Source organism: Streptomyces sp. NPDC004721, from assembly GCF_053601495.1.
Genome location: NZ_JBSGBZ010000001.1, coordinates 143,959 through 168,163, shown reverse-complemented (window position 1 = coordinate 168,163; position 24,205 = coordinate 143,959). Strand labels below are relative to the sequence as shown.

General features: G+C 69.1%; 21 protein-coding genes, 2 tRNA genes and 2 pseudogenes. 9 read left to right on the top strand and 16 right to left on the bottom strand.

What is annotated here, in order from left to right:
- Positions 1-11: 11 nt before the first annotated feature.
- The 3 genes from ACWEK3_RS00810 (at position 12) to pknB (ending at position 5,082) form a co-directional block, all read left to right on the top strand.
- A complete protein-coding gene (locus ACWEK3_RS00810; protein WP_450540235.1) occupies positions 12-1,448 on the top strand; it encodes an FtsW/RodA/SpoVE family cell cycle protein in 1,437 nt (478 codons plus the stop codon).
- Complete coding sequence (locus tag ACWEK3_RS00805; protein ID WP_450540237.1) at positions 1,445-2,929, top strand: peptidoglycan D,D-transpeptidase FtsI family protein; 1,485 nt, start codon at positions 1,445-1,447, stop codon at positions 2,927-2,929. Before ACWEK3_RS00810 ends, ACWEK3_RS00805 begins: the two co-directional genes overlap by 4 nt.
- 170 nt (positions 2,930-3,099) lie before the next feature.
- A complete protein-coding gene (gene pknB, locus ACWEK3_RS00800; protein WP_453248596.1) occupies positions 3,100-5,082 on the top strand; it encodes a Stk1 family PASTA domain-containing Ser/Thr kinase in 1,983 nt (660 codons plus the stop codon).
- 87 nt (positions 5,083-5,169) lie between these two features.
- Here pknB and ACWEK3_RS00795 read toward each other — a convergent pair whose 3' ends face one another.
- The 6 genes and pseudogenes from ACWEK3_RS00795 to ACWEK3_RS00770 form a co-directional block, all read right to left on the bottom strand.
- Positions 5,170-5,946, bottom strand: a complete 777-nt coding sequence (locus tag ACWEK3_RS00795) for a class E sortase (protein WP_388728603.1) — start codon at positions 5,944-5,946, stop codon at positions 5,170-5,172.
- A gap of 14 nt (positions 5,947-5,960) precedes the next feature.
- Entirely contained in the window at positions 5,961-7,139 is a 1,179-nt protein-coding gene (locus tag ACWEK3_RS00790) for a class E sortase (RefSeq protein WP_453248595.1), read from the bottom strand.
- A complete protein-coding gene (locus tag ACWEK3_RS00785; RefSeq protein WP_450540243.1) occupies positions 7,136-7,774 on the bottom strand; it encodes an aminodeoxychorismate/anthranilate synthase component II in 639 nt (212 codons plus the stop codon). The genes ACWEK3_RS00790 and ACWEK3_RS00785 overlap by 4 nt, the downstream gene beginning before the upstream one ends.
- Positions 7,771-7,979 (bottom strand): annotated as a pseudogene (locus ACWEK3_RS00780) (hypothetical protein). The gene ACWEK3_RS00785 and the pseudogene ACWEK3_RS00780 overlap by 4 nt, the downstream one beginning before the upstream one ends.
- Before the next feature lie 54 nt (positions 7,980-8,033).
- Positions 8,034-8,162: pseudogene (locus ACWEK3_RS00775) on the bottom strand (class E sortase); the annotation flags it as partial.
- 36 nt (positions 8,163-8,198) lie between these two features.
- Positions 8,199-8,975, bottom strand: a complete 777-nt coding sequence (locus ACWEK3_RS00770; RefSeq protein ID WP_450540244.1) for a DUF881 domain-containing protein — start codon at positions 8,973-8,975, stop codon at positions 8,199-8,201.
- Positions 8,976-9,115: 140 nt separating this feature from the next.
- Here ACWEK3_RS00770 and crgA point away from each other — a divergent pair, with 140 nt between their 5' ends.
- Positions 9,116-9,370 (top strand): cell division protein CrgA, encoded by a 255-nt coding sequence (crgA, locus tag ACWEK3_RS00765; RefSeq protein ID WP_376544288.1) that lies wholly within the window; start codon positions 9,116-9,118, stop codon positions 9,368-9,370.
- Between the two features lie 269 nt (positions 9,371-9,639).
- Here crgA and ACWEK3_RS00760 read toward each other — a convergent pair whose 3' ends face one another.
- The gene (locus ACWEK3_RS00760; protein ID WP_361413488.1) at positions 9,640-10,563 is read right to left on the bottom strand and encodes a rhomboid family intramembrane serine protease; all 924 of its coding nucleotides are present in this window, start codon (positions 10,561-10,563) and stop codon (positions 9,640-9,642) included.
- A gap of 131 nt (positions 10,564-10,694) precedes the next feature.
- Positions 10,695-11,228 carry a peptidylprolyl isomerase gene (locus ACWEK3_RS00755; protein ID WP_390724059.1) on the bottom strand — a complete coding sequence of 178 codons (534 nt, stop codon included), beginning with the start codon at positions 11,226-11,228 and terminating at the stop codon, positions 10,695-10,697.
- 371 nt (positions 11,229-11,599) lie between these two features.
- Here ACWEK3_RS00755 and ACWEK3_RS00750 point away from each other — a divergent pair, with 371 nt between their 5' ends.
- A complete protein-coding gene (locus ACWEK3_RS00750) occupies positions 11,600-12,310 on the top strand; it encodes a DUF5324 family protein (protein WP_376544282.1) in 711 nt (236 codons plus the stop codon).
- Positions 12,311-12,448: 138 nt separating this feature from the next.
- Entirely contained in the window at positions 12,449-12,715 is a 267-nt protein-coding gene (locus ACWEK3_RS00745; RefSeq protein ID WP_450540247.1) for a hypothetical protein, read from the top strand.
- Between the two features lie 150 nt (positions 12,716-12,865).
- On the opposite strand, the gene ACWEK3_RS00740 is transcribed toward ACWEK3_RS00745, so the two are convergent.
- Positions 12,866-12,938 (bottom strand) — tRNA-Ala (locus tag ACWEK3_RS00740).
- 181 nt (positions 12,939-13,119) lie between these two features.
- On the opposite strand from ACWEK3_RS00740, the gene ACWEK3_RS00735 reads away from it, so the two are divergent.
- The gene (locus ACWEK3_RS00735) at positions 13,120-13,668 is read left to right on the top strand and encodes a helix-turn-helix domain-containing protein (RefSeq protein WP_450540248.1); all 549 of its coding nucleotides are present in this window, start codon (positions 13,120-13,122) and stop codon (positions 13,666-13,668) included.
- 73 nt (positions 13,669-13,741) lie between these two features.
- The gene (locus ACWEK3_RS00730) at positions 13,742-15,355 is read left to right on the top strand and encodes a serine/threonine-protein kinase (protein ID WP_453248594.1); all 1,614 of its coding nucleotides are present in this window, start codon (positions 13,742-13,744) and stop codon (positions 15,353-15,355) included.
- Positions 15,356-15,410: 55 nt separating this feature from the next.
- Here ACWEK3_RS00730 and ACWEK3_RS00725 read toward each other — a convergent pair whose 3' ends face one another.
- Together ACWEK3_RS00725 and ACWEK3_RS00720 are read right to left on the bottom strand one after the other, a co-directional pair.
- Positions 15,411-16,757 (bottom strand): hypothetical protein, encoded by a 1,347-nt coding sequence (locus ACWEK3_RS00725; protein WP_453248593.1) that lies wholly within the window; start codon positions 16,755-16,757, stop codon positions 15,411-15,413.
- A gap of 231 nt (positions 16,758-16,988) precedes the next feature.
- Positions 16,989-17,117: a DLW-39 family protein gene (locus ACWEK3_RS00720; RefSeq protein ID WP_003999697.1), complete on the bottom strand. Its 129-nt coding sequence runs from the start codon at positions 17,115-17,117 to the stop codon at positions 16,989-16,991.
- 337 nt (positions 17,118-17,454) lie between these two features.
- Here ACWEK3_RS00720 and ACWEK3_RS00715 point away from each other — a divergent pair, with 337 nt between their 5' ends.
- The gene (locus ACWEK3_RS00715; RefSeq protein WP_361413508.1) at positions 17,455-17,808 is read left to right on the top strand and encodes a DUF6344 domain-containing protein; all 354 of its coding nucleotides are present in this window, start codon (positions 17,455-17,457) and stop codon (positions 17,806-17,808) included.
- Between the two features lie 145 nt (positions 17,809-17,953).
- On the opposite strand, the gene ACWEK3_RS00710 is transcribed toward ACWEK3_RS00715, so the two are convergent.
- The 5 genes from ACWEK3_RS00710 to gyrB form a co-directional block, all read right to left on the bottom strand.
- On the bottom strand, positions 17,954-18,229 hold the full coding sequence (locus ACWEK3_RS00710; protein ID WP_450540254.1) for a GNAT family N-acetyltransferase: 276 nt from the start codon (positions 18,227-18,229) through the stop codon (positions 17,954-17,956).
- A 34-nt stretch (positions 18,230-18,263) separates the two neighbouring features.
- Positions 18,264-18,337, bottom strand: a tRNA-Ile gene (locus tag ACWEK3_RS00705).
- 133 nt (positions 18,338-18,470) lie between these two features.
- Positions 18,471-19,214 (bottom strand): DUF3566 domain-containing protein, encoded by a 744-nt coding sequence (locus tag ACWEK3_RS00700; RefSeq protein ID WP_453248592.1) that lies wholly within the window; start codon positions 19,212-19,214, stop codon positions 18,471-18,473.
- An 18-nt stretch (positions 19,215-19,232) separates the two neighbouring features.
- The gene (gene gyrA / locus ACWEK3_RS00695) at positions 19,233-21,827 is read right to left on the bottom strand and encodes a DNA gyrase subunit A (RefSeq protein WP_361413515.1); all 2,595 of its coding nucleotides are present in this window, start codon (positions 21,825-21,827) and stop codon (positions 19,233-19,235) included.
- 42 nt (positions 21,828-21,869) lie between these two features.
- On the bottom strand, positions 21,870-23,951 hold the full coding sequence (gene gyrB / locus ACWEK3_RS00690) for a DNA topoisomerase (ATP-hydrolyzing) subunit B (RefSeq protein WP_376397431.1): 2,082 nt from the start codon (positions 23,949-23,951) through the stop codon (positions 21,870-21,872).
- Positions 23,952-24,205: the final 254 nt, after the last annotated feature.

The window sequence follows — 24,205 nt, the reverse complement described above, 5'->3', positions numbered from 1 at the left end:
CCTGTCACACGATGAGCAGCACTACCAACCCGTCGACGCACCACACGTCCACGATCGGCGCGATCGGCGCGCCCAGCCGCCGCAACACCGAGCTGGCGCTGCTGGTCTTCGCCGTCGCCATCCCGGTGTTCGCCTACGCCAACGTGGGCCTGGCCATCAACAGCCAGGTGCCCGCGGGCCTGCTGAGCTACGGCCTGGGCCTCGGTCTGCTGGCCGGCGTCGCGCACCTCGTCGTCCGCAAGTTCGCCCCGTACGCGGACCCGCTGCTGCTGCCGCTGGCCACGCTGCTGAACGGGCTCGGACTGGTCGTCATCTGGCGGCTGGACCAGTCGAAACTGCTCCAGGCCATCCACCAGGCGGGAACGGCCGCGCCACGGCAGCTGCTGTACACGGCCCTGGGCATCGCCCTGTTCGTGGTGGTGCTGATCTTCCTCAAGGACCACCGCGCCCTTCAGCGCTACACCTACATCTCCATGGTCGGCGCGCTGATCCTGCTGCTGCTGCCGCTCGTGCCGGGCCTCGGCGCCAACATCTACGGCGCCAAGATCTGGATCTCGGTCGCCGGGTTCTCCATCCAGCCCGGTGAGTTCGCCAAGATCGTGCTCGCCATCTTCTTCGCCGGCTACCTCATGGTGAAGCGGGACGCGCTCGCCCTGGCCAGCCGCCGCTTCATGGGCCTGTACCTGCCCCGCGGCCGCGACCTCGGACCGATCCTGGTCGTCTGGGTGATCTCGATCCTCATCCTGGTCTTCGAGACCGACCTCGGCACCTCGCTGCTGTTCTTCGGCATGTTCGTCGTCATGCTGTACGTCGCCACCGAGCGGACCAGCTGGATCGTCTTCGGTCTGCTGATGTCCGCCGCCGGCGCCGTCGGCGTGGCCAGCTTCGAGCCGCACGTCCAGCAGCGCGTCCAGGCCTGGCTCGACCCGATGAAGGAGTACAAGCTCAGCCAGGCGGGCTCCGTCGGCCACTCCGAGCAGTCCATGGAAGCGCTGTGGGCGTTCGGCTCCGGCGGCACCCTCGGCTCCGGCCTCGGCCAGGGCCACTCCGACCTCATCAAGTTCGCCGCCAACTCCGACTTCATCCTCGCCACCTTCGGCGAGGAGCTGGGCCTGGCCGGCCTCATGGCCATCCTGCTGGTCTACGGCCTGATCGTGGAACGCGGCGTGCGCACCGCGCTGGCCGCCCGCGACCCGTTCGGCAAGCTGCTCGCCATCGGCCTGTCCGGCGCCTTCGCACTGCAGGTCTTCGTCGTGTCCGGCGGCGTGATGGGCCTCATCCCGCTCACCGGTATGACGATGCCGTTCCTGGCGTACGGCGGCTCCTCCGTCATCGCCAACTGGGCCCTGATCGGCATCCTGATCCGGATCAGCGACACCGCCCGCAGACCCGCGCCCGCGCCCGCCTCCAACCCCGACGCCGAGATGACCCAGGTGGTCCGCCCGTGAACAAGCCCCTGCGCCGAATCGCGATCTTCTGCGGCCTCCTCGTCCTCACACTGCTCGTCCGCGACAACTGGATCCAGTACGTCAAGGCCGACACCCTCAAGAACGACAAGCACAACCGCCGCGTCACCATCGCGCGTTACGCCACCCCGCGCGGCGACATCATCGTCGGCGGAAACCCGATCACCGGGTCGGTCGAGACCAAGAGCAACGGACTCAACGACCTCAAGTACAAGCGCACGTACAAGGACGGCCCGATGTGGGCGCCCGTCACCGGGTTCACCTCCCAGGCCTTCGGCGCCACCCAGTTGGAGAGCATCGAGGACGGCATCCTCACCGGAAACGACGACCGGCTCTTCTTCCGGAACACCCTGGACATGATCACGGGCAAGCCCAAGCAGGGCGGCAACGTGGTCACCACGCTCAACGAGGCCGCGCAGAAGGCGGCCTTCAACGGCCTGAAGAAGGTCGGCGGCAAGGGCGCCGCGGTGGCCCTGGACCCCTCCACGGGCAAGATCCTCGCCCTGGCGTCCTACCCGTCCTACGACCCGTCGTCGTTCGCCGGCAACTCCGACAAGGACGCCAAGGCCTGGAAGGACCTCCAGAAGACGTCCGACGCCAACGACCCGATGCTGAACCGGGCACTGCGCGAGACCTACCCGCCGGGCTCCACCTTCAAGGTGGTCACCGCGGCCGCCGCGCTGGAGAACGGCCTGTACAAGTCGGCGGACCAACCCACCGACTCGCCGCTGCCGTGGACCCTGCCGAACACCCGGACCGAGCTGAAGAACGAGGGCAACATCCCCTGCAGGAACGCCACCATGCGCGAGGCGCTGCGGGTGTCCTGCAACACCGTCTTCGGCAAGATGGGCTACGACCTCGGCAAGGACAAGATGCTCGCCGAGGCGAAGAAGTTCGGCTTCAACGCCGAGCAGTTCACGCCCGTGCGCGCCAACGCCTCCGTCTTCCCCGAGAAGATGGACCAGCCGCAGACCGCGCTCAGCTCCATCGGCCAGTTCGAGACCGCCGCGACCCCGCTGCAGATGGCCATGGTCGCCTCCGCCGTCGCCAACGACGGCAAGCTGATGAAGCCGTACATGGTCGACAAGCTCCAGTCGCCCAACGTGGACACCCTGGAGCAGACCCAGCCGCAGGAACTGAGCCGGCCGCTCAGCTCGCAGAACGCCCAGATCCTGCAGTCCATGATGGAGACCGTCGTCAAGGACGGCACGGGCAGGAACGCGCAGATCAACAACGTCACCGTGGGCGGCAAGACCGGTACCGCCCAGCACGGCGTCGACAACAGCGAGAAGCCGTACGCCTGGTTCCTCTCCTACGCCAAGCTCGCCGACGGCAGCTCGCCGGTCGCCGTGGCCGTGGTGGTCGAGGACAACAACGCCAACCGCGACGACATCTCCGGTGGCGGCCTCGCGGCGCCCATCGCGAAGAACGTCATGGAGGCGGTCATCAACTCCAGGCAGTGAGCCCTGTCATGCCCCCTTCACATCGGTGCACGTTGCGATACCGGTCCTGTATCGGGTGACGGGCTTGGCCAGGTCACACAGAGCGAGCCGGGTACGGTAGGCCCGGACAGCAGCCTCCGGCGGCACAAGCGGTGCCGGTCGGGACCGACGGAGAGGGCTGGTAGGTAGCTATGGAAGAGCCGCGTCGCCTCGGCGGCCGGTACGAGCTGGGCCATGTGCTCGGCCGTGGTGGCATGGCGGAGGTGTACCTCGCGCATGACACCCGGCTGGGACGCACCGTGGCGGTGAAGACGCTGCGCGCCGACCTGGCGCGCGACCCTTCCTTCCAGGCCCGGTTCCGCCGGGAGGCCCAGTCGGCCGCCTCGCTCAACCATCCCGCGATCGTCGCGGTCTACGACACGGGCGAGGACTACATCGACGGGGTCTCGATCCCGTACATCGTGATGGAGTACGTCGACGGCTCCACGCTCCGTGAACTGCTGCACAGCGGGCGCAAACTGCTGCCCGAGCGGTCCATGGAGATGACCATCGGCATCCTCCAGGGCCTGGAGTACGCCCACCGCAGCGGCATCGTCCACCGCGACATCAAGCCGGCCAACGTCATGCTGACCCGCAACGGCCAGGTCAAGGTCATGGACTTCGGCATCGCCCGCGCCATGGGCGACTCCGGCATGACCATGACCCAGACCTCGGCCGTCATCGGCACCGCCCAGTACCTGTCTCCCGAGCAGGCCAAAGGCGAGCAGGTCGACGCGCGCTCGGACCTGTACTCGACGGGTTGCCTGCTCTACGAGCTGCTGACGGTCCGCCCGCCCTTCGTGGGCGACTCCCCGGTCGCGGTGGCCTACCAGCACGTCCGCGAGGAGCCGCAGCCGCCGAGCGTCTTCGACCCCGAGATCACGCCCGAGATGGACGCGATCGTGATGCGGGCGCTGGTCAAGGACCCCGACTACCGCTACCAGTCCGCCGACGAGATGCGCGCCGACATCGAGGCCTGCCTCGACGGCCAGCCGGTCGCGGCCACGGCGGCCCTGGGCTCCGTCGGCTACGGCGGCTACCCCGACGACCAGCCGACCACCGCGCTGCGCCCCGACGCCGGCCCCGCGGGCGCGACGACGATGCTGCCGCCCATGAACCCGGACGACGGCGGCTTCGGCTACGACGACCGCCCCGACCGGCGCCGTCAGAAGAAGTCCAACACCTCGACGATCCTGCTGGCCGTCGCCGGCGTTCTGGTCCTCATCGGCGCGATCTTCATCGGCATGTACGCCTTCGGCGGGAAGGGCGCCAACAACGACATGGTGCGTGTGCCCAACTTCGTCGGCCACACGAGGGCCGAAGCCGTGGAGATGGCCCGGAACGGCAGCGTCGAAGTGGCCTTCACCCAGGACACCTGCGAGGACCAGCCCAAGGGCAAGGTCTGCTCACAGGACCCCAAGGACGGCGAGGTCAAGAAGGGCGACACGGTCGACCTGGTGCTGTCCACCGGGGCGCCGAAGGAGACGGTTCCCGACGTCCGCGGCGTGACCTTCGACAAGGCGAAGTCCCAGCTGGTGGAGAAGGGCTTCAAGGTCGATAAGCAGACCCAGGAGTCCGACCAGACCCCCGACGTGGTCATCAGCCAGGACCCCGCGGGCGACACGGAGAAGGAGAAGGGCTCCGTCATCACCCTCACGGTCGCCAAGCCGGCCGAGAAGGCGACTGTCCCCAATATCGTCGGCGCGACGTGCGACGAGGCCCAGCAGCAGCTTCAGGGCAGCAACCTCAAGGGCACCTGCAGGGAGGTGCCCACCAGCGACCCCAACCAGGACGGCAAGGTCGTCCAGACCGTTCCGGCCGTCAACCAGCAGGTCGACAAGGGCTCCAACGTCGACATCCAGGTCGGCAAGCTTCAGCAGCAGGAGAAGAAGCGGGTGCCGAGGGTCCAGGGCATGCGTCTTGGGGAGGCCAAGCAGGTTCTGGCGCAGAACGGCTTCACCAACATCCAGTTCGCCGAGGGAAGCAGCCAGGACGACAACGCGTTTGTCGTCAAGCAGGAACCGAACGAGGGCCAAGAGGTCGACGACCCCAACACGCCGATCACGCTGACGACCTTCGGCGGCGGCGGCAACAACGGCAACGGGAACGGCAACGGCGGCTTCTTCGGCGGCTGACCCCACCTCGACGCTCAGAGCCCCGGTTCCCCTCCCAGGAGGGGAACCGGGGCTCCGTCGTACCGGACGTCCTCCGGAGGTGGTCCGTCAACCGGTCAGTTCCTTCGGCGGTGTGCGCTTGGCGTCCACCTTTTCCGTGCGGACCAGTTCGCCCCAGACCACGTACCGGTAGCGGGAGGTGTACACCGGTGTGCAGGTCGTCAGGGTGATGTAGTGGCCGGCCTTCTTGACGCCCGACTCCTTGGGGACCGAGGACAGGACCTGGACGTTGTACTTCGACGTCTCGGGGAGGATGTCGTAGACCTTGTAGACGTACCACTTGTCCTTGGTCTCGAAGACGACCGGATCGCCCACCCGCACCTTGTCGATGTTGTGGAACTTCGCGCCGTGACCGTCCCGGTGGGCGGCGAGGGTGAAGTTGCCGGCCTTGCCGGACGTCGGCAGGGTCGCCTTGGCGGGGTCCACGTAGTAGCCGGCCACGCCGTCGTTCAGCACCTCCGCCGACGTGCCCTTCTTGATCAGGACCTCGCCGTTGTGCATGGACGGCACGTGCAGGAAGCCGATCCCGTCCTTGGTGTCGAGCGCTCCGGGACCGCCGGCCACGGACTGGGACCACTCGTCGCGGACCTTGCCGCCCTCCTGGTCGGCCTTGCGGTCCGCCAGGACGTTCGTCCACCACAGGGAGTAGACGACGAACAGGCCGAGGACCAGACCCACCGTGATGAGGAGTTCGCCGAAGACGCTGACGGCGAGGGCCAGCGGGCCGGTACCCCGGCGGCGTCGCGCCCGGCCGGGGCCCGACGCGTCACCGTGCCCTTCGCGGCCCTCGGTGTGCCCTGCCGTGTCGTCCGTGGTCGCTGCCACTGTTCATCCGCCCTTTAACTGACGAGCGCATCCGGCTTGCCCTTGCTGCGCGGCCGTTCCTCGACCATCTTGCCCCAGACGATCATCCGGTACTTGCTGGTGAACTCCGGTGTGCAGGTGGTCAGCGTGATGTAGCGGCCGGGCCCGGTGAAGCCCGATCCCTTCGGGACGGGATCGAGGACACTGATGTTGGCCGGCGAGGTCACCGGCAGTATCGACGCCATCTTGTAGACGAAGTACGTGTCCTGCGTCTCCACGACGATCGCGTCGCCCGGCGAGAGCTTGTTGATGTACCGGAACGGCTCACCGTGCGTGTTGCGGTGGCCCGCGAGCCCGAAGTTGCCCGTCTTCGCGTCCGGCATCGCGGTGTTGAGGTCGCCCTGGCCGTAGTGCCCGACCATGCCCTTGTCCAGCACCTTCGGCTTGCTGGTGCCCTCCGCGATGGGCACCACCACGTCCAGCTTCGGGATGTGCAGGAGGGCGAATCCCTGTCCCGGCTCGAACGTCCCGGGATTGCGCTTGCCGCTCGCCCAGTCGTCCTGCAACTGGTGCGCCTCGCTGCCCGCCTGCGCGTGCGCCCGGACGTTCGTCCACCACAACTGGTAGGTGACGAAGAGCAGCATCACCACACCGGTGGTGATGAACATCTCACCGATGACCCGGCTGGCGATCACGGCCGGGCTCGCCCTGCGTGCCCGCGCCTGCCGGCGCGCCTCCACACGGGACAGCGGAGCGGACGCCCGGTCGGCCGGGCTGTCCTCCTCCGACGGCGCGCCCGCCGCGGCCCCACGACGGCCGTGACGGCGCCTGGCGGCCTTTCTGCGGGCCGCGCGTCCACCCGGTGGGGGTGCGGGAGCCCGCGCGGCGGAAGACGCGCCAGGCGGCGGATCCGGGATCCGCAGCGCCATCGTCTCGTCGTCGACGGGAGGCAGATACGCCGTGGCTTCACCCGCGGGCCCGTACGGCACCCCCGCCGCGCTCTGCTGAGGCGCCGCGTGCTGCTGGGGCGCCGCGTGCTGCTGGGGCGCGTTCTGCTGGGGCGCCGCCCCCGGAGACCCGTAGGACGCCGCGTAGGGGTCCTGGTGCGCGCCCTGCGCCCCGCCGCCGTACCACTCCTCGAACGCGTCCGGCCCCCCGTACGACTGCTCCCCGTACGAGGTGTCGGTCTCGCGCTCGGGGCGCAGCGCGGTCACGCCGTGGCCCTGCCCACCACCGGGGCGAGCCCCGCCGACCTCGCCACGGCCTCCTTGTCGCCGCACTCCGCCAACCAGTTGGCCAGCATCCGGTGCCCGTGCTCGGTCAGTACCGACTCGGGATGGAACTGCACGCCCTCGACGGGAAGTTCACGGTGCCGCAGGCCCATGATGATGCCGTCGTGCGTGCGCGCCGTGACCACCAGCTCGTCGGGCACGGTCGCCGGCTCGGCGGCCAGGGAGTGGTAGCGGGTCGCCGTGAAGGGGGAGGGCAGTCCCGCGAAGACGCCCGTGCCCTCGTGCTCCACCAGCGAGGTCTTGCCGTGCAGCAGCTCGGGCGCGCGGTCCACCACACCGCCGTAGGCCACCTGCATCGACTGCATCCCCAGGCACACACCGAAGACGGGAACACCGGTCGCGGCGCAGTGCCGGACCATCTCCACGCAGATACCGGCCTGCTCGGGCGCACCCGGACCCGGCGAGAGCAGCACGCCGTCGAAACCGTCCTGCGCGTGCGCCGTCGACACCTCGTCGTTGCGCAGCACCTCGCACTCGGCCCCCAGCTGGTACAGGTACTGGACCAGGTTGAAGACGAAGCTGTCGTAGTTGTCGACGACGAGAATCCGCGCACTCACTGGTTGTCCACCGTCACATCGTTGAAGGGAAGCAGCGGTTCGGCCCACGGGAAGACGTACTGGAACAGGGCGTAGACCGCGGCCAGGACCAGCACCAGTGAGATCAGCGCCTTCACCCACGCGTTCCCCGGCAGATGCCGCCAGATCCAGCCGTACATGCCGTCCCTTCCGTCTCCCACGGCACCAGACTCACGCCGTACGCCACCAGACTAACGGCGCGGCGCCCGAGGTCTCCCGGCCTCCGCTAGCTGTGCGAAAACCGCGTGCGACCGGACGTACGTGGCACAGCGTCGATCACCTCAACGATCGCGGACACGGTTTTGTACGGCCCTTTGTCGATCCGATACGCGAACCAGGCCGTTCCGTTCACCAGTACGACAGCGGCGGTCGCCCGCACCGGCGGCGCGAGGCCCGGCACCCGCGTCTACTGCACGGGCTTCGCGTGCTGCAGGTCCACCGTGCCGGAGTAGCCGGGCAGCGTCGCCGTTCCGTCGTCGGTGACCTTCCAGCCGAGGCCGTAGACGTTGACGTACACCATGTAGTTCTGGATCGCCGGGGAGTCCGCGAGGGCCTTCTGGAGCTTCGCCGGATCGCCGACCGCCGTGATCTTGTACGGCGGCGAGTAGACGCGGCCCTGGAGGATCAGCGTGTTGCCCACGCAGCGCACGGCGCTGGTGGAGATCAGCCGCTGGTCCATCACCTTGATGCCCTGGGCGCCACCCTTCCACAGCGCGTTGACCACGGCCTGGAGGTCCTGCTGGTGGATCACCAGGTAGTCCGGCTGCGGCTCGGGGTAGCCGGGGAGCTTCGCGGTGGCGTCGGGCGGGGCGTCGTTGAGCGTGACCGTGATCGCCTTGCCCGTGATCTTCCGGGTGCCCGCGCTCTGCTCGAGCCCGGTCAGCCTGCCGTCCTGCGGCTTGCCGCCGTCGTCGCGCGCGGCGAGGGACTCGATGTCGTCGCGCAGGGCGGCGTTGGACTCGTCCAGCTCCTTGTTCTTCCGGCTGCGCTCCTGGACGAGGTCGGACAGCTTCAGAAGGGACGTGTCCGTGCGGATGTTGGTGCCCTTGGCCGTGTTGAAACTGGTGAAGAAGATCAACCCGGCGAGGGCGAAGACGGCCACGGTCATGATCCGCACGGGCCTCGGGCGGCGCGTACGGTCCGGGCCGGCACCCGTCCCCGGGAAGTCGGCAGAATTGCTCAACGTACCCTTATCTCCTTCGGCGCCGCGGAAGCACTACGCTAACGGACGTCCGGGGGAGTGCTCAGTGTGCCCTTGTACGCTGCCCCGGAGCCAGCCCAGTTCCCTGCGCGGCCACCAGCGCATCGACAGGAGAGACCCTCGTGCCGAAGTCACGTATCCGCAAGAAGGCCGACTACACGCCGCCGCCCGCCAAGCAGGCCGCGAGTATCAAGCTGGAGGGCCGCGGCTGGGTGGCGCCCGTCATGCTGGCGCTCTTCCTCATCGGCCTGGCCTGGATTGTCGTCTTCTATGTGACCGACGGATCCCTGCCCATCAACGCCCTGGGCAACGCGAACATCGTTGTGGGCTTCGGCTTCATCGCGGCCGGATTCGCCGTCTCCACGCAGTGGAAGTGACGTCGGCGTCCCGGTGAACACAGCTCTGCCCACGGGTATCCGCTGAGTTATCCACAGGCCGGAAGAATTTCCACATGCGGCCTGGGGAAAACGCCGATGATCTGTGGATAACCAGTGCGCCGTTGACACCGGTACGACTGTCACACCGCTCGTCCAGAGTGCGTACGCCCCCTGCCTGACCTGCGACAACACAGGTCGGCGACAGGGGGCACACGCGTTCCCGCACGCTATGCACAAGATCGGACACCAGCTGTGGACAACGGGCGCTCTCAGATGAGCTGAACCGTTCTGATCAGCGTCAACACGACGACGACCACCAGCACCAGCGCACAGGTGCCGTACTGCACCAGGTCCCGCCGTTCACGCGGGGCGTGCACCATCGCGTACCCCACCACCACACCGGCGACCAGACCCCCGATGTGCGCCTGCCAGGCGATACCGCTCCAGCTGAAGGTGAAGATCAGGTTGATCACCAGCAGGACGATGATCGGCCGCATGTCGTAGTTGAGCCGGCGCATCAGCACCGCGGTGGCGCCGAACAGTCCGAAGATGGCGCCCGAGGCGCCGAGCGTGGCCTGGCTGGGCGAGGCGAGCAGGTACGTCAGCGCTCCGCCCGCGAGCCCGGAGACGAAGTAGAGCGACAGATAGCGCAGCCGGCCCAGGGCCGCCTCCAGGGGGCCGCCCAGCCACCACAGGCTGAGCATGTTGAAGCCGATGTGCCAGATCTCCTGGTGCGTGAACATCGAGGTCACCAGGCGGTACCACTCGCCGTCCGCGACACCCGAGGTGGGGGTGAAGGGAGCCGGCGGCCAGGCGCCGATCAGGACCAGGTCCCCGAGGAGCGAGGAGTCGGCGCTGACCGCGATGAACACCGCGATGTTGATCCCGATGAGGATCTTGGTGAGCAGGCGGGGGTCGGCGGTCATGGTGCCGCCGGCCAGCGTGCGGGGCCGCGACGCGGCGGGCGGGTGGCCGGTGCCGGAACCGCCGCGGACGCAGTCCGGGCACTGGAAGCCCACGGAGGCGTCGACCATGCACTCGGGGCAGATCGCCCGGTCGCAGCGGGCGCAGCGGATACCGGTCTCGCGGCCCGGATGGCGATAGCAGGTGGGCAGGCGGTGGGCGTCCGGCGGGCCCTGGTCCGCCGGGTCCTGGCCCGCCGGGCCCTGCGGGCTGCCTGGTGCCTGGTCCATGGGGTTCCCCTCGATTCGTCCTGCGCGGAGCACGGCTGCGGCTGCTCGTGGGCAATGCACCGCCCCGCCCATCCTTACGGACAAGCGGGGCGTTTGGTTCCCTAGGGGAGCTGTCGGGACGGGCCCTTCACTCAGCCTTCGCGGGTCTCGACGACGACCGACTCGATGACGACGTCGTTGAGCGGACGGTCGGTGCGCGGGTTGGTCTGCGCGGTCGCGATGGAGTCCACGACCTTCTGGCTGGCCGTGTCGGTGACCTCGCCGAAGATGGTGTGCTTGCGGTTCAGCCAGGCCGTCGGGCCGACGGTGATGAAGAACTGCGAGCCGTTGGTGCCCGGGCCCGCGTTGGCCATCGCCAGCAGGTAGGGCTTGTCGAAGGAGAGGTCCGGGTGGAACTCGTCCTTGAACTGGTAACCGGGACCGCCGGTGCCGTTGCCCAGCGGGTCGCCGCCCTGGATCATGAAACCGCTGATCACCCGGTGGAAGACCGTGCCGTCGTAGAGCTTCGCCGTGGACTTCTCGCCGGTGGCGGGGTGGGTCCACTCGCGCTCGCCCTTGGCGAGTTCGACAAAGTTCCGAACCGTCTCGGGGGCGTGGTTCGGCAGGAGCCGGACCTCGATGTCGCCGTGGTTGGTCTTCAGGGTGGCGTAGAGCTGCTCAGCCACGATCTGCCTTCCGTTGTCTTCCTGTGACTCCCCGATCCTCGCACGGCCCGCGCCGTGCGTCGCCCAGCGGTCGCTTCCTGGAGGAGATCCGCCGGATTCGGTTGCGGAAAACCGGGTGAGTCCTCCCGGACGGGAGCGCGGCGCGACGATCCGTGGCATTGTCGACGACAAGCTCCTGTTGCTCCGTATTCATCCCTATCGCACGTGATCGTCTCCCGGCGGACTCCCGATCGGCAGGGCCACCGCGGTGACTGCGGTCGTCACCCGTGACCCGGATGCCCGTTCGCACATGCCGCCGGGCCCGTTGGCAGGCATGATCCGTAAAAGGGTGGAAAGTCGAATTACCGTACGCCACCGAGGAGGAGGAACCCGTGACCCGCATCGACAGCGTGCGCGCCGCGACCGGCTCGGCGAAGGACAGCGTGCTGCACGCCGCGGAAGTGGTGGCGCCCTACGCCGACACGGCCAGGGAAAGGGCCGCGCAATACGCACACGAGGCACGCGTACGGCTCGCGCCGAAGGTGACGCTGGCCGCCGACCAGGCCCGCGTCCAGTACGGCGCCCATGTCGCACCCCGGCTGGAGCAGGCCCGTACGCAGGCCATGGCCCATGTGCCGCCCAAGGTCGACCAGGCCGCCCAGGAGGCCGCCGAGCGGACGCGCCGGGCCGCGCGGCAGGCCGCCGAGTACTCCCGGCCGCGGATCGAGCAGGCGATGGCCGCGGCGGGGCCGGTCGCGGACGAGGCCGCCGCGCGCGGTGCCGCCGCGCTGGTGGCGCTGCGCGGTCAGGTCCCGGCCCGGAAGATCCAGAAGCTGGCCCGCACACACGAGCGGCGGGCGCGGGCCGGGCGCGTCGTGAAGCTGCTCGCGCTGGCGGGCGCGCTCGCCGGCGGTGCCTTCGCCGCCTGGAAGTGGTGGGACAAGCAGGCCAACCCCGACTGGCTGGTGGAACCGCCGGCCGCGACCGAGGTGCCCGATTCTGGTCGGCTGACGTCCGTGGACGGCACCGGCCAGTCCGTGCTTGACCCCGAGGTCCAGGCGAAGGAGGCCGAGGAGGCGGCGGACCGCGACGAACAGGGCTGACCGCCAGCGACGAAAGAGCTCGCCTGACCGGTGTTTCCACAGGTCAGGCGAGCTTTTGTCGCGTGCACGTGGCTGCCGGTCCGCGAGCGGGCAGGTTGAGGTTGCCTGGGGCACCGACAGGAAAAAAAGGGGGGACCCATGCTCGGCGGAATCACGGGAACCATCGCCATCGGCGTCATGGTGGCGTCAGCAGTCGTCGGCGACCACGCCTCGAAAAAGCGCGAGAAGGCTTTCTGGGAGTGCTATGGATCCTTCGAGGGGTTCCGGAGCCAGGTCGACGAGGAGAAGATCCGGCGGGTGCGCAGGGAACAGGGCGACGTCGCCGTCATCAAGGTGGTACGGCAGACCCACCCGTACGTCTCGCTCCTCCTCGCGAAGCGCTACGTGGAGGAACTTCCGGCGTAGCCGAAGGATCCCTGCCCGAAGGCGTCGGGGCGTGCTCCGAAGCCGGACGGACAGGCGCGCATACGCCAACGCCCTGCCCGGGCGCACCGCGTGCGCACGAAAAACGCCCCCTGACACCGCGTTTTCGCAGGTCAGAGGGCGTTTCACCAGTGGAGCCTAGGGGAGTCGAACCCCTGACATCTGCCATGCAAAGACAGCGCTCTACCAACTGAGCTAAGGCCCCGGACGAGAGCATCCGGCCGGAAGATCCGCTCACCGGTCGGTGCCGCAGACCAGAGTACCGGGTCACCCCCCGGATCTCGCAAAAAGATGGGGGCTCCCCGCGGCCGACCACTCTCCGTAAGATGCTCCGCGTGGTTCGCTACAGCGAACCGCGGTACTTGGGGAAGCGATGGGGAGACGCAATGGACGCCGCACAGCAGGAAGCCACCGCAAGAGCGCGGGAACTGCAGCGGAACTGGTACGGGGAGCCGTTGGGGGCGCTCTTCCGCAAGCTCATAGATGACCTGGGGCTCAACCAGGCCCGGCTGGCGGGGGTACTGGGACTGTCCGCCCCGATGCTGTCGCAGCTGATGAGCGGCCAGCGCGCGAAGATCGGCAACCCTGCGGTGGTCCAGCGGGTGCAACTGCTCCAGGAGCTGGCGGCCCAGGTGGCGGACGGCAGCGTCAGCGCGGCCGAGGCGACCGAGCGCATGGACGAGATCAAGCGGTCGCAGGGCGGCTCGGTGCTCAGCAACACCACGCACACGACGAGCACTTCGGGGGCGCCGACGGTCAAGCGGGTGGTCCGCGAGATCCAGTCGCTGCTCCGCTCGGTCGCCGCGGCCGGTGACATCATCGAGGCCGCGAACACCCTCGCCCCGACCCACCCCGAACTCGCGGAATTCCTCCGGGTGTACGGCGCCGGCCGCACCTCTGACGCGGTAGCGCACTACCAGTCCCACCAGAACTGACGCCGCGGGGGTCGTATCGCGCGTCGGGGGGATGCGAGGGGGACAACCGCAGGGGGAGGAGCGACGCACAGCCATGGGTGAGGTCTTCGCCGGCCGGTACGAGCTGGCCGACCCGGTCGGACGCGGGGGAGTCGGCGCGGTCTGGCGGGCCTGGGACCACCGCCGTCGCCGGTATGTGGCCGCCAAGGTCCTTCAGCAGCGCGACGCACACTCCCTGCTGCGCTTCGTGCGGGAGCAGGCGCTGCGGATCGATCACCCCCATGTGCTCGCACCGGCCAGCTGGGCCGCTGACGACGACAAGGTCCTGTTCACCATGGACCTGGTGGCCGGCGGCTCGCTCGTCCACCTGGTCGGGGACTACGGTCCGCTGCCCCCGGTGTTCGTCTGCACCCTGCTCGACCAGTTGCTGTCCGGGCTCGCCGCCGTGCACGCGGAGGGTGTCGTGCACCGCGACATCAAGCCCGCGAACATCCTGCTGGAGGCCACCGGGACCGGCCGGCCCAGGCTGCGGCTGTCGGACTTCGGCATCGCGATGCGGTTGGGCGAACCGCGGCTGACGGAGACCAACCTGGTGGTGGGGACGCCGGGTTACCTCGCTCCCGAGCAGATGATGGGCGCCGAACCGGACTTCCCCGCCGACCTGTTCGCCACCGGTCTGGTCGCCCTCTATCTGCTCCAGGGCGCCAAGCCGGACGCCAGAGCGCTCGTGGAGTACTTCGCGGAGCACGGAACTCCCGGTGCGCCCAAGGGTGTTCCCGATCCCCTGTGGCAGGTCGTGGCCACCCTGCTGCAACCCGATCCGCAGGCCAGGTTCCGTACCGCGACGGGTGCGCGCAAGGCCCTCGTCACATGCGCCGAGCTGCTGCCGGAGCCGGGCCCCGACGACGAGCTGATCGAGATCTTCGACCAACTCGGCCCGCTGCCACCGGGGTTCGGACCCGAGGGACCGCTCACCCGGAGCCCTGGGGTGACGGTCGGGCGTACGACGGCCTCCGCCTCCGCCGGTTCGGCCACCGGGTCTGTGGTTCCCGGTACCGGTGCCGCCACTTCCGGTACCGGCTCCGCGACTTCCGGCGCTGGTACCGCTTCCGGTGCCGGGGGTGTGCCGGACCCGCGGCTCGATCCACGGGAGGGGACCGGGGCGACGCCTGGGACGGGCGGCAGCGGCTTGTCGCCCGGACCAGCCCAGCCCTCCACCATGTCGGACACAGGCAGCTTCCACCTGCCGCCGCCGGAGACCACCGCCCCGGAGTGGGAAGTCCCACGGCACCGGGCCGCGCCCCCGCAGGCCGTTCCACCCCCCGCCGCGCCCCCGCAGACCGTCCTCCCCCCGGCACCGGCCGCCCCGCCCTCCGGCGGCGTGCCACTCGAACCCGCGGCCCAGCCCGCGACCCAACCCCCAGTCCAGCCCCCGGTCCAGCCCGCGGCCGCCCAGCCCGTGGTCCACGTCTCCCCTCACGACCCCACTCATGTGCTGTCCTCCCCCGATCCGCGGCAGCCTGCTGATGTCTCTACTGCTTCGTACACCGCCCAGTCCCTGCGGGTTCCCGTTCCGGCGCGAGGAATCTCACGCCACCGCGCCAGGCGCCCGCGCCGCCCCGGCCCACCCGCGACGGCGGCGATCCCGCTGCTGCTCCTCGCCCTGGCCTGCTACGCCGTCGGTTTCTGGGCACTGAGCCGCCTGTGAGGCCCGCAGGGGCCGCTCCCGGCCGGGGTCCCCGTCCTCCTGCCCCTCCCGCCGCCTACTGGGCCTCGGCCCTGCGCCGGGCGAGCACGGTCCACACCCCGTGGACGGCCAGCAGGACCGTTCCCGCGCCGATCCCACCGACGGCGAGCGCCTGGAGTGCCGCGGAGCCGTCCGCCGCCCCGGCCGGGGTCGCCGCGGCCCGGTCGTGGGCGGTGACCTCGAAGAGCCGGCCGGGCTCGGACCGGCCGGCGTAGTCCGGTCCCGGCTGTGCCGTGCCGTCCACCCGCACACGCAGGATCAGTCCGTAGGGCCCCTCGCCGAAGGAGTCGGCGGTCTGCGCGGCGAGGTGCACGACCAGGTAGTGGAGGCCGGCGAACCGCATCCCCTTGACCTGGTCGGCGAAGCCGTGGCGGTTGGCGTGGGCGACGGGCGGCAGGGGAGCGAGGGTGGCGGACGTCTGCCGGCCGGTGTAACCGGCGTACGCCTCCTCGACGTATCCGCGTACCGGGTTGTAGAGCGACAGGGTGAGCGCGCCGCTCACATAGCCGCTGCCGCCGCTGGAACTGCCCAGCTCGACGGTGGCGCTCGGCTGCTGTCCCCAGTCGACCGGGACCTGGTAGAAGACCGTCTGGCCAGGCCGGATCCGGGTCCGCCACACGCCTTGCCCGACCGTGCTCGCCGCGGCGAACCCGGCACCGCCGGCCCGTTCTGCCGCCTGGCCGGTGACCGGTTCGGGCGAGGCGGAGTTCCAGGACTCGGGCGCGCTGGTGGCCCCGGTGCGTTTCAGCGGCGGTTCCGAGACGGCGGCGAGTTCCAGGGGCCAGGCGTCGGACGAGGATCCCTCGGCGCCGACGCGTTCGACGAGCACGTAGTACGCCCCGGCGCCCTGGCACAGGCTGCGGCCGGAGGAGACCTCGCGCGCGCCCCACGCTGCGATGGGGTGCGGACTGCGGCTCGGGCCGAAGTGAGCGGCCTGCGAGGAGCAGGAGGTGCCTCGGGCGTCCTGCACCGAGATCCTGAGGCCGTCGGTGGCGGCGACCGTGGTGCCGGGTCCGGGCACCGCCGTGACGGAGACGTAGGCGGTGGAGGTGGCGTCGAGGTCGAGGCGGTAGTAGAGCTTGCCGCTGCCCGGCAGGGAACTCCTATAGGTGTGGCCGGGCTCGAGGCGTGCGGCGTCCGTGGTGCTCGTGGCCCCGGTGACGGACCGGGCGCCGTCGGTGAAGGCGTACGGTTCCGGTTCGCCGGCCGCGAACGCGCTCGGGCCGGGGACGGCCGCCGCGAGGCACAGCGCCGCCGCGGCCGCGCCCAGGCGCACAGCGAGCTTGTGCGAGAGGTACCGGCCGCGCCGGTCACGCCGGGGGCTCCCTGCCCTCGCCTGCCGTTCCGCCCCATGCCCCACCATGCCGCGCCACCCCTCGCGTTCCGTCGCTCCGGACCGTCGCCCATCCTGCCCCGAGGGCCGCTACGCCATCCGCGCATTCCCCAGGCGCGTGCGCAACACCGGCCTCAGAAGCGACGCCTACCCCACCCTCCGCGACCGCGCAACACGAGACCCGGCCGCGGCCGGAGGACCACAACACAAAACCCCGACCGCTACGGCGGTCGGGGCCTGCTCAGTTCGGGATGTCAGTGCTCACGAACCCGTGGGCACGGAGTCAGTCGCCTCCGTCCACAGATCCTGCTCGGCGCGATCCGCCTGGATCTGGCGGTACACGAGGAGCCCGCCGATGGCGGCCAGTGCGACCAGGAGAAGCTTCTTCACCGCGCGACCTCGTCTTTCCTTGACGTAGGGGACCTCTGGCGCCCGACTATACACACCGGCCGATACCGATCGGTGACCTGCGTCGGCCGTCAACTGCCGTGCGCGTGAGCACATTAGATGCTGACGAATCCGCTCCGATCGGAGCGTGATCACGTCCGCACGGACGGTGACTTTGACCACCCTCCTCCCGTCTTCGCACCTTTTCACCGCTCATGCGCCCATCCGAGTGGTGTTCATCCGAAGATCGCTGCGCCACGGGCGTCGGTCCGCCACTTCGCGACCCTCATACACATGATGAGCAATGTACGCAAATCGCCCAACCCGAAAGTGAGGGGCCATGGACCAGCACAAGGTCATGAAGCTGTGGACCGCCATCGTCACCGCCTTCCTCGCGCTCTGCACGGCGCTCGGACTCATCACCACGACCGCCTCCACGGCCGCGGCCGCACCGCAGCCCGAGACGGCGCCCAAGAGCACCGCACCGGTGCCGGCACAGACGACGTCGTCCTTGTCCAGTCCCCACACCCCGTCCCTGCCTCCCACGATGAAACAGCGCATCCGCGCCGAGGCCCACGGAAGGACCCCCGGCTGCCGCCACCGCCCGCCGACCGACGCCTTCTCCCTCGCCGCCGAACCCCGAGGCCTCCCGGACGAACCACCGGCCCGCCCGACCATCCCCCTCCAGCGCTGACAGTGCCGCACCGGCCCGGCCGGTGCCACCATCAGCACCCTTGACGTAACGGCGATTCGCGTACAGCACCAGCCGTAGAACGCGAAGCTCCCCGGGCACCACGACCGGGGAGCTTCGCCTGCGTGGAAACCGGAGCCGACTGTCGTCACCTGCCAACGCGGTTCACCACCACGGACGACCCGGAGACGGCCTGGCGCATCGCGCCTGCCATCAGCGCACGGCCGACGCCCTTGCCCCGCGCCTGCTCCGAGATGAGGAGCCAGTCGACGTGATGGGTCGGCTCCTTCACTCCGAACAACAGCCCGCCGAGAAGATCCGGGCCCGAGGAGCCCTCGGAGGCGGCGACGAGCGCCGTGGACCGACAGATTGTGCTCGTGCACCGAAGCCGGGATCCTCGACGATGTAAGCCCCTGAACGCCAAAGACCCCCAACCATTGGCTGGGGGTCTTTCACTGTGGGGCTAACAGGATTTGAACCTGTGGCCTCATCCTTATCAGGGATGCGCTCTAACCAACTGAGCTATAGCCCCGCCGCGCTCTGCGGTGTGTGTCCCGCGCGCTGACTCCTGAAGATTAGCGCACGAGGGGGGCAGTCCCAAAATCGGTTGTCGGAGGACCGTCAGCGGACGTTTCGCGACACCGGCGCAGGCGCGGTCGGTCGGTCTACTCGTCCTCGGCCAGCGTGAGCTCGACGCCGCCGACGAAGCCCGCGGAGAGGTTGTAAATGAACGCTCCGAGGGTCGCGAGGGCCGTCGCCAGCACCACGTCGATCACGGCGATGATCGACGTGAACATCAGCACGTGAGGAAGGGACAGGAAGGACTGGAGGTCGAAGCCGTTCGACTCGTTGGAGCCGGTGGCCTCCGAGATCGTCCCGCCGACCGTGGAGAACACACCCATCGCGTTCATGACCATCCACAGCACGGCGGCCGCCACGATCGTGCAGATGCCCAGGGCGATGGAGAGCAGGAAGCTGACCTTCATCACCGACCACGGGTCGGCCTTGGCCACACGCAGCCGGGCCTTGCGGGTGCGCGGTGCGGTACGCGCGCCCGTGCGCGGCCGGCGCACCGCCTGGGAGGCGGGCTCGGCCGACGGGTAGGCCTGCGGCGGGTGGTACGGCCCGGAGGGCTGCTGTGCCTGCCGCTCCCCCGGCAGCGGTGAGCCCGCCGCCTGCTGACCGGCCGCGGCGTTCGCCTGCTGGGCCTGCGGGCCTCGGGTGTTCGTCACCGTTTCCCCCTGGGATCCGTGAGTGTGGGGCGTGTGTGCATCGGTCGCGGGCGACTTGATCGCTTGCAGATTGGTCGTACGCGTGTCCGTCGCAGGCGCGGCGGAGCCACGGCCGCCGCCGTCCGCTCCCGTACCAGTGGAGGTACCGGCCGATCCGGCGCCCGTGGCTCCGCTCACGATGACTCTCTCCTCGTGCTACTCGGCCGAGGGCACCTCGCCCTCGTCCGTGCCGCTGGTCGCGGCCCCCTCGGCGGTCTCGTCCACGGCCACGTCGCCGTCGACTTCCTCCGCCTCGCGCCCCGCCTCGGCGTTACGTGCGATACCGACGACGGCATCGCGCTTCCCCAGGTTGATCAGTTGGACGCCCATGGTGTCACGGCCCGTCTCCCTGACCTCGTTGACTCGCGTACGAATCACGCCGCCCGAGAGCGTGATGGCGAGGATCTCGTCGGTCTCCTCGACAATCAGCGCCCCCACGAGCGAGCCGCGGTCCTCCACGATCTTGGCGGCCTTGATGCCGAGGCCGCCGCGACCCTGAACGCGGTACTCGTCGACTCGGGTCCGCTTGGCGTACCCGCCATCGGTGGCAGTGAACACGAACGTACCGGGTCGAACAACATTCATCGAGAGCAGTTCGTCGCCCCCGCGGAAACTCATGCCCTTGACACCCGAGGTGGCACGGCCCATCGGACGCAGAGTGTCGTCGGAGGCGGTGAACCTGATCGATTGCGCCTTCTTGCTGATCAGAAGCAGATCGTCATCGGCGGAGACCAGCTCGGCCCCGATCAGTTCGTCATCGGAACCGTCCTCCTGCTCGCGCAGGTTGATCGCGATGACGCCGCCGGAGCGAGGTGAATCGTAATCCTTCAGAGGCGTCTTCTTGACCAGGCCCGCCTTGGTGCCGAGCACCAGGTACGGCGTCGCCTCGTAATCGCGGATCGCGAGGATCTGGGCGATCGCCTCGTCCGGCTGGAAGGCCAGCAGGTTCGCCACGTGCTGGCCGCGCGCGTCCCGGCCGGCGTCCGGCAGCTCGTAGGCCTTCGCCCGGTACACCCGGCCCTTGTTGGTGAAGAACAGCAGCCAGTGGTGCGTGGTGGAGACGAAGAAGTGGTCGACGATGTCGTCTTCCTTCAGCTTCGTGCCGCGCACGCCCTTGCCGCCGCGCTTCTGGGCGCGGTAGTCGTCGGTCTTGGTCCGCTTGATGTAGCCGCCGCGGCTGACCGTGACGACGATGTCCTCTTCGGCGATCAGATCCTCGATGGACATGTCGCCCTCGTAGGGGATCAGCATCGTCTTGCGGTCGTCGCCGAACTTCTCGACGATCGCGGCCAGCTCGGCGCTGACGATCCCGCGCTGGCGGACTGGCGAGGCGAGGATCTCGTTGTACTCGTTGATCTTCGCCTGGAGCTCGTCGTGCTCCTGGACGATCTTCTGGCGCTCCAGGGCGGCCAGACGGCGCAGCTGCATCTCCAGGATGGCGTTGGCCTGGATCTCGTCGATCTCCAGCAGGCCCATCAGGCCCTCACGCGCGACCTCGACGGTCGCGCTGCGCCGGATCAGCGCGATGACCTCGTCGATGGCGTCCAGGGCCTTGAGCAGGCCGCGCAGGATGTGGGCGCGCTCCTCGGCCTTGCGCAGCCGGAAGCGGGTCCGGCGGACGATGACCTCGATCTGGTGCGTCACCCAGTGGCGGATGAACGCGTCCAGCGACAGGGTGCGCGGCACGCCGTCGACCAGCGCCAGCATGTTGGCGCCGAAGTTGGTCTGCAGGTCGGTGTGCTTGTAGAGGTTGTTCAGGACGACCTTGGCGACCGCGTCCCGCTTGAGGACGATCACCAGGCGCTGGCCGGTGCGCGAGCTGGTCTCGTCGCGGACGTCCGCGATGCCGCCGATCTTGCCGTCCTTCACCAGGTCGGCGATCTTCTGCGCGAGGTTGTCCGGGTTGACCTGGTACGGCAGCTCCGTGACCACCAGGCACTGGCGGTTCTGGATCTCCTCGACCTCGACCACGGCGCGCATGGTGATCGAGCCGCGACCGGTGCGGTACGCCTCCTCGATGCCCTTGCGGCCGACGACGAGCGCTCCGGTGGGGAAGTCCGGGCCCTTGATCCGCTCGATCAGCGCGTCGAGGAGCTCCTCGTGGGAGGCCTCCGGGTTCTCCAGGTACCACTGGGCACCGGAGGCGACCTCGCGCAGGTTGTGCGGCGGGATGTTGGTCGCCATGCCGACCGCGATGCCGGCCGAGCCGTTGATCAGCAGGTTCGGGAAGCGGGACGGCAGGACGGTCGGCTCCTGGGAGCGGCCGTCGTAGTTGTCCGTGAAGTCGACGGTCCCCTCGTCGATGTCGCGGACCATCTCCATCGACAGCGGCGCCATCTTGCACTCGGTGTAGCGCATGGCCGCCGCCGGGTCGTTGCCCGGTGAGCCGAAGTTGCCGTTGGAGTCCACCAGCGGCATCCGCATCGCCCACGGCTGCGCCAGGCGGACCAGCGCGTCGTAGATCGAGGAGTCGCCGTGCGGGTGGTAGTTGCCCATGACGTCGCCGACGACGCGGGCGCACTTGTAGAAGCCGCGCTCGGGGCGGTAGCCGCCGTCGTACATGGCGTACAGGACGCGGCGGTGGACGGGCTTGAGACCGTCCCGGACGTCGGGCAGCGCACGCGAGACGATGACGGACATCGCGTAGTCGAGGTAGGAGCGCTGCATCTCCGTCTCGAGCCCGACGGGCTCGACACGCATGGCGAGGTCGCCGCCCTCTTCGGGGGTGACGGGAGTGTTCTCGTCGGCCATTGCTGGTGAGGATCCTTCCTGGTGCGGTCAGCTGAGACCGACTCAGATGTCGAGGAAGCGGACGTCCTTGGCGTTGCGCTGGATGAACTGGCGGCGGGCCTCGACGTCCTCGCCCATCAGGACCGAGAACAGGTCGTCGGCCTGGGCCGCGTCGTCGAGGGTGACCTGGCCGAGCACGCGGTGCTCCTGGTCCATGGTGGTCACGCGCAGCTCCTCGGCGTTCATCTCGCCGAGACCCTTGAAGCGCTGGATCGAGTCCTCCCGCACCCGCTTGCCGCGCTGGCGGCCCAGCTCCAGGAGCGCGTCGCGCTCGCGGTCGGAGTACGCGTACTCGACGTCCTCCCGGCCCCACTTGATCTTGTACAGCGGGGGGCGGGACAGGAACACGTGCCCGGCCTCGACCAGGGGCCGCATGAAGCGGAACAGGAAGGTCAGCAGCAGGGTGTTGATGTGCTGGCCGTCGACATCGGCGTCCGCCATCAGGATGATCTTGTGATAGCGGAGCTTCTCGATGTCGAAGTCCTCGTGCACACCCGTGCCGAACGCGGAGATCAGCGCCTGGATCTCCTGGTTCTGGAGGATCTTGTCGATCCGCGCCTTCTCGACGTTGAGGATCTTGCCGCGGATCGGCAGGATCGCCTGGTACTCCGGGTTGCGGCCGGACTTGGCCGAGCCGCCGGCGGAGTCACCCTCGACGATGAAGATCTCGCACTTGGTGGGGTCGTTCGACTGGCAGTCGGAGAGCTTGCCCGGCAGGGAGGCGGACTCCAGCAGGCCCTTGCGGCGGGTGAGGTCGCGGGCCTTGCGGGCCGCCACGCGCGCGGTGGCCGCCTGGATGCCCTTGCGGATGATGTCCGCCGCCTCGACCGGGTTGCGGTCCAGCCAGTCGTTCAGGTGTTCGTAGACGGCCTTCTGGACGAAGGTCTTCGCCTCCGTGTTGCCCAGCTTGGTCTTGGTCTGGCCCTCGAACTGAGGCTCGCTCAGCTTGACCGAGATGATCGCGGTCAGACCCTCGCGGATGTCGTCGCCCGTGAGGTTGTCGTCCTTGTCGCGCAGCAGCTTCTTGTCGCGCGCGTACTTGTTGATCAGGCTGGTGAGGGCCGCGCGGAAGCCCTCCTCGTGCGTACCGCCCTCGTGCGTGTGGATGATGTTCGCGAAGGAGTACACACCCTCGCTGTAGCCGCCGTTCCACTGCATGGCGACCTCGAGGGACAGGCTCTTGTCCTTGTCCTCGGCCTCCAGGTCGATGACCGTGGGGTGCACCACCTCTCCCTTGCGGGAGTTGAGGTACTTCACGAAGTCGACGATGCCGCCCTCGTAGTGGTACGTGACGGACTTGACCTCGTCCTTCTCGTCGGCGCCCGCCTCGTCCGCCCCCGAGGTGGCCTTCGCCGACTCGCGCTCGTCGGTGAGCCGGATGGTCAGGCCCTTGTTGAGGAACGCCATCTCCTGGAAGCGCCGCGAGAGCGTCTCGAAGGAGTAGTCGGTGGTCTCGAAGATGTCCGGGTCGGCCCAGAAGGTGACCGAGGTGCCGGTCTCGCTGATCTCCTCGTGCTGGGCGAGCGGGGCCGTCGGCACGCCCATCTTGTAGTCCTGCGTCCAGCGGTGGCCGTCGGTCCTGACCTCGACCGACACCTTGCTCGACAGGGCGTTGACGACGGAGACGCCGACGCCGTGCAGACCGCCGGAGACCGCGTAGCCGCCGCCTCCGAACTTGCCGCCCGCGTGCAGCACGGTCAGCACGACCTCGAGGGCGGGCTTGCCCTCGGACGGGACGATGCCCACGGGGATGCCACGGCCGTTGTCGACGACGCGGACGCCGCCGTCGGCGAGGATCGTCACGTCGATCGTGTCCGCGTGCCCGGCAAGCGCCTCGTCGACCGAGTTGTCGACGACCTCGTACACGAGGTGGTGCAGACCGCGCTCACCGGTTGAGCCGATGTACATACCGGGGCGCTTGCGAACCGCGTCCAGGCCCTCGAGCACGGTGATCGCGCTGGCGTCGTACGAGGCGGCAACCTCGCCGTTCGAGGATGCTGCCCCGTTCACGCCGGCTTCGGTGGACGGGATGTTCTCGTTGGGGTTGCCGGAATCGGCCACGAAGCGCCCTTTCTGGCACAGCACGAGCCGGGCTCGTCGGCGGGTTGCCGGAGCGGCTGCGGCATGTTGCGTTGGTAAGCCTTGATCAGCGTTGCTCAGCTTTTCCCGGACGGTCCCCACGATGGGGGCGGGATTGGCTTCCAGTCTACCGGTAGCGCCGACAGTGATGGGGGTTTGCCGGTACCTGAGTACGCATGTGGCGCCCTCAACCGGTCTTGGCCGGGTCCCGATATGCACAAGGGGGCTCCAAGAGGCTCACAGCGGCACTCAGCGCTTCC

Coding starts and splice junctions, on each gene's coding strand:
- ACWEK3_RS00810 (WP_450540235.1), top strand. CDS start 12: ATGAGCAGCACTACCAACCCGTCGACGCACCACACGTCCACGATCGGC.
- pknB (WP_453248596.1), top strand. CDS start 3,100: ATGGAAGAGCCGCGTCGCCTCGGCGGCCGGTACGAGCTGGGCCATGTG.
- ACWEK3_RS00760 (WP_361413488.1), bottom strand. CDS start 10,563: ATGGACCAGGCACCAGGCAGCCCGCAGGGCCCGGCGGGCCAGGACCCG.
- ACWEK3_RS00745 (WP_450540247.1), top strand. CDS start 12,449: ATGCTCGGCGGAATCACGGGAACCATCGCCATCGGCGTCATGGTGGCG.
- ACWEK3_RS00735 (WP_450540248.1), top strand. CDS start 13,120: ATGGACGCCGCACAGCAGGAAGCCACCGCAAGAGCGCGGGAACTGCAG.
- ACWEK3_RS00730 (WP_453248594.1), top strand. CDS start 13,742: ATGGGTGAGGTCTTCGCCGGCCGGTACGAGCTGGCCGACCCGGTCGGA.
- ACWEK3_RS00725 (WP_453248593.1), bottom strand. CDS start 16,757: ATGGTGGGGCATGGGGCGGAACGGCAGGCGAGGGCAGGGAGCCCCCGG.
- ACWEK3_RS00715 (WP_361413508.1), top strand. CDS start 17,455: ATGGACCAGCACAAGGTCATGAAGCTGTGGACCGCCATCGTCACCGCC.
- gyrA (WP_361413515.1), bottom strand. CDS start 21,827: ATGGCCGACGAGAACACTCCCGTCACCCCCGAAGAGGGCGGCGACCTC.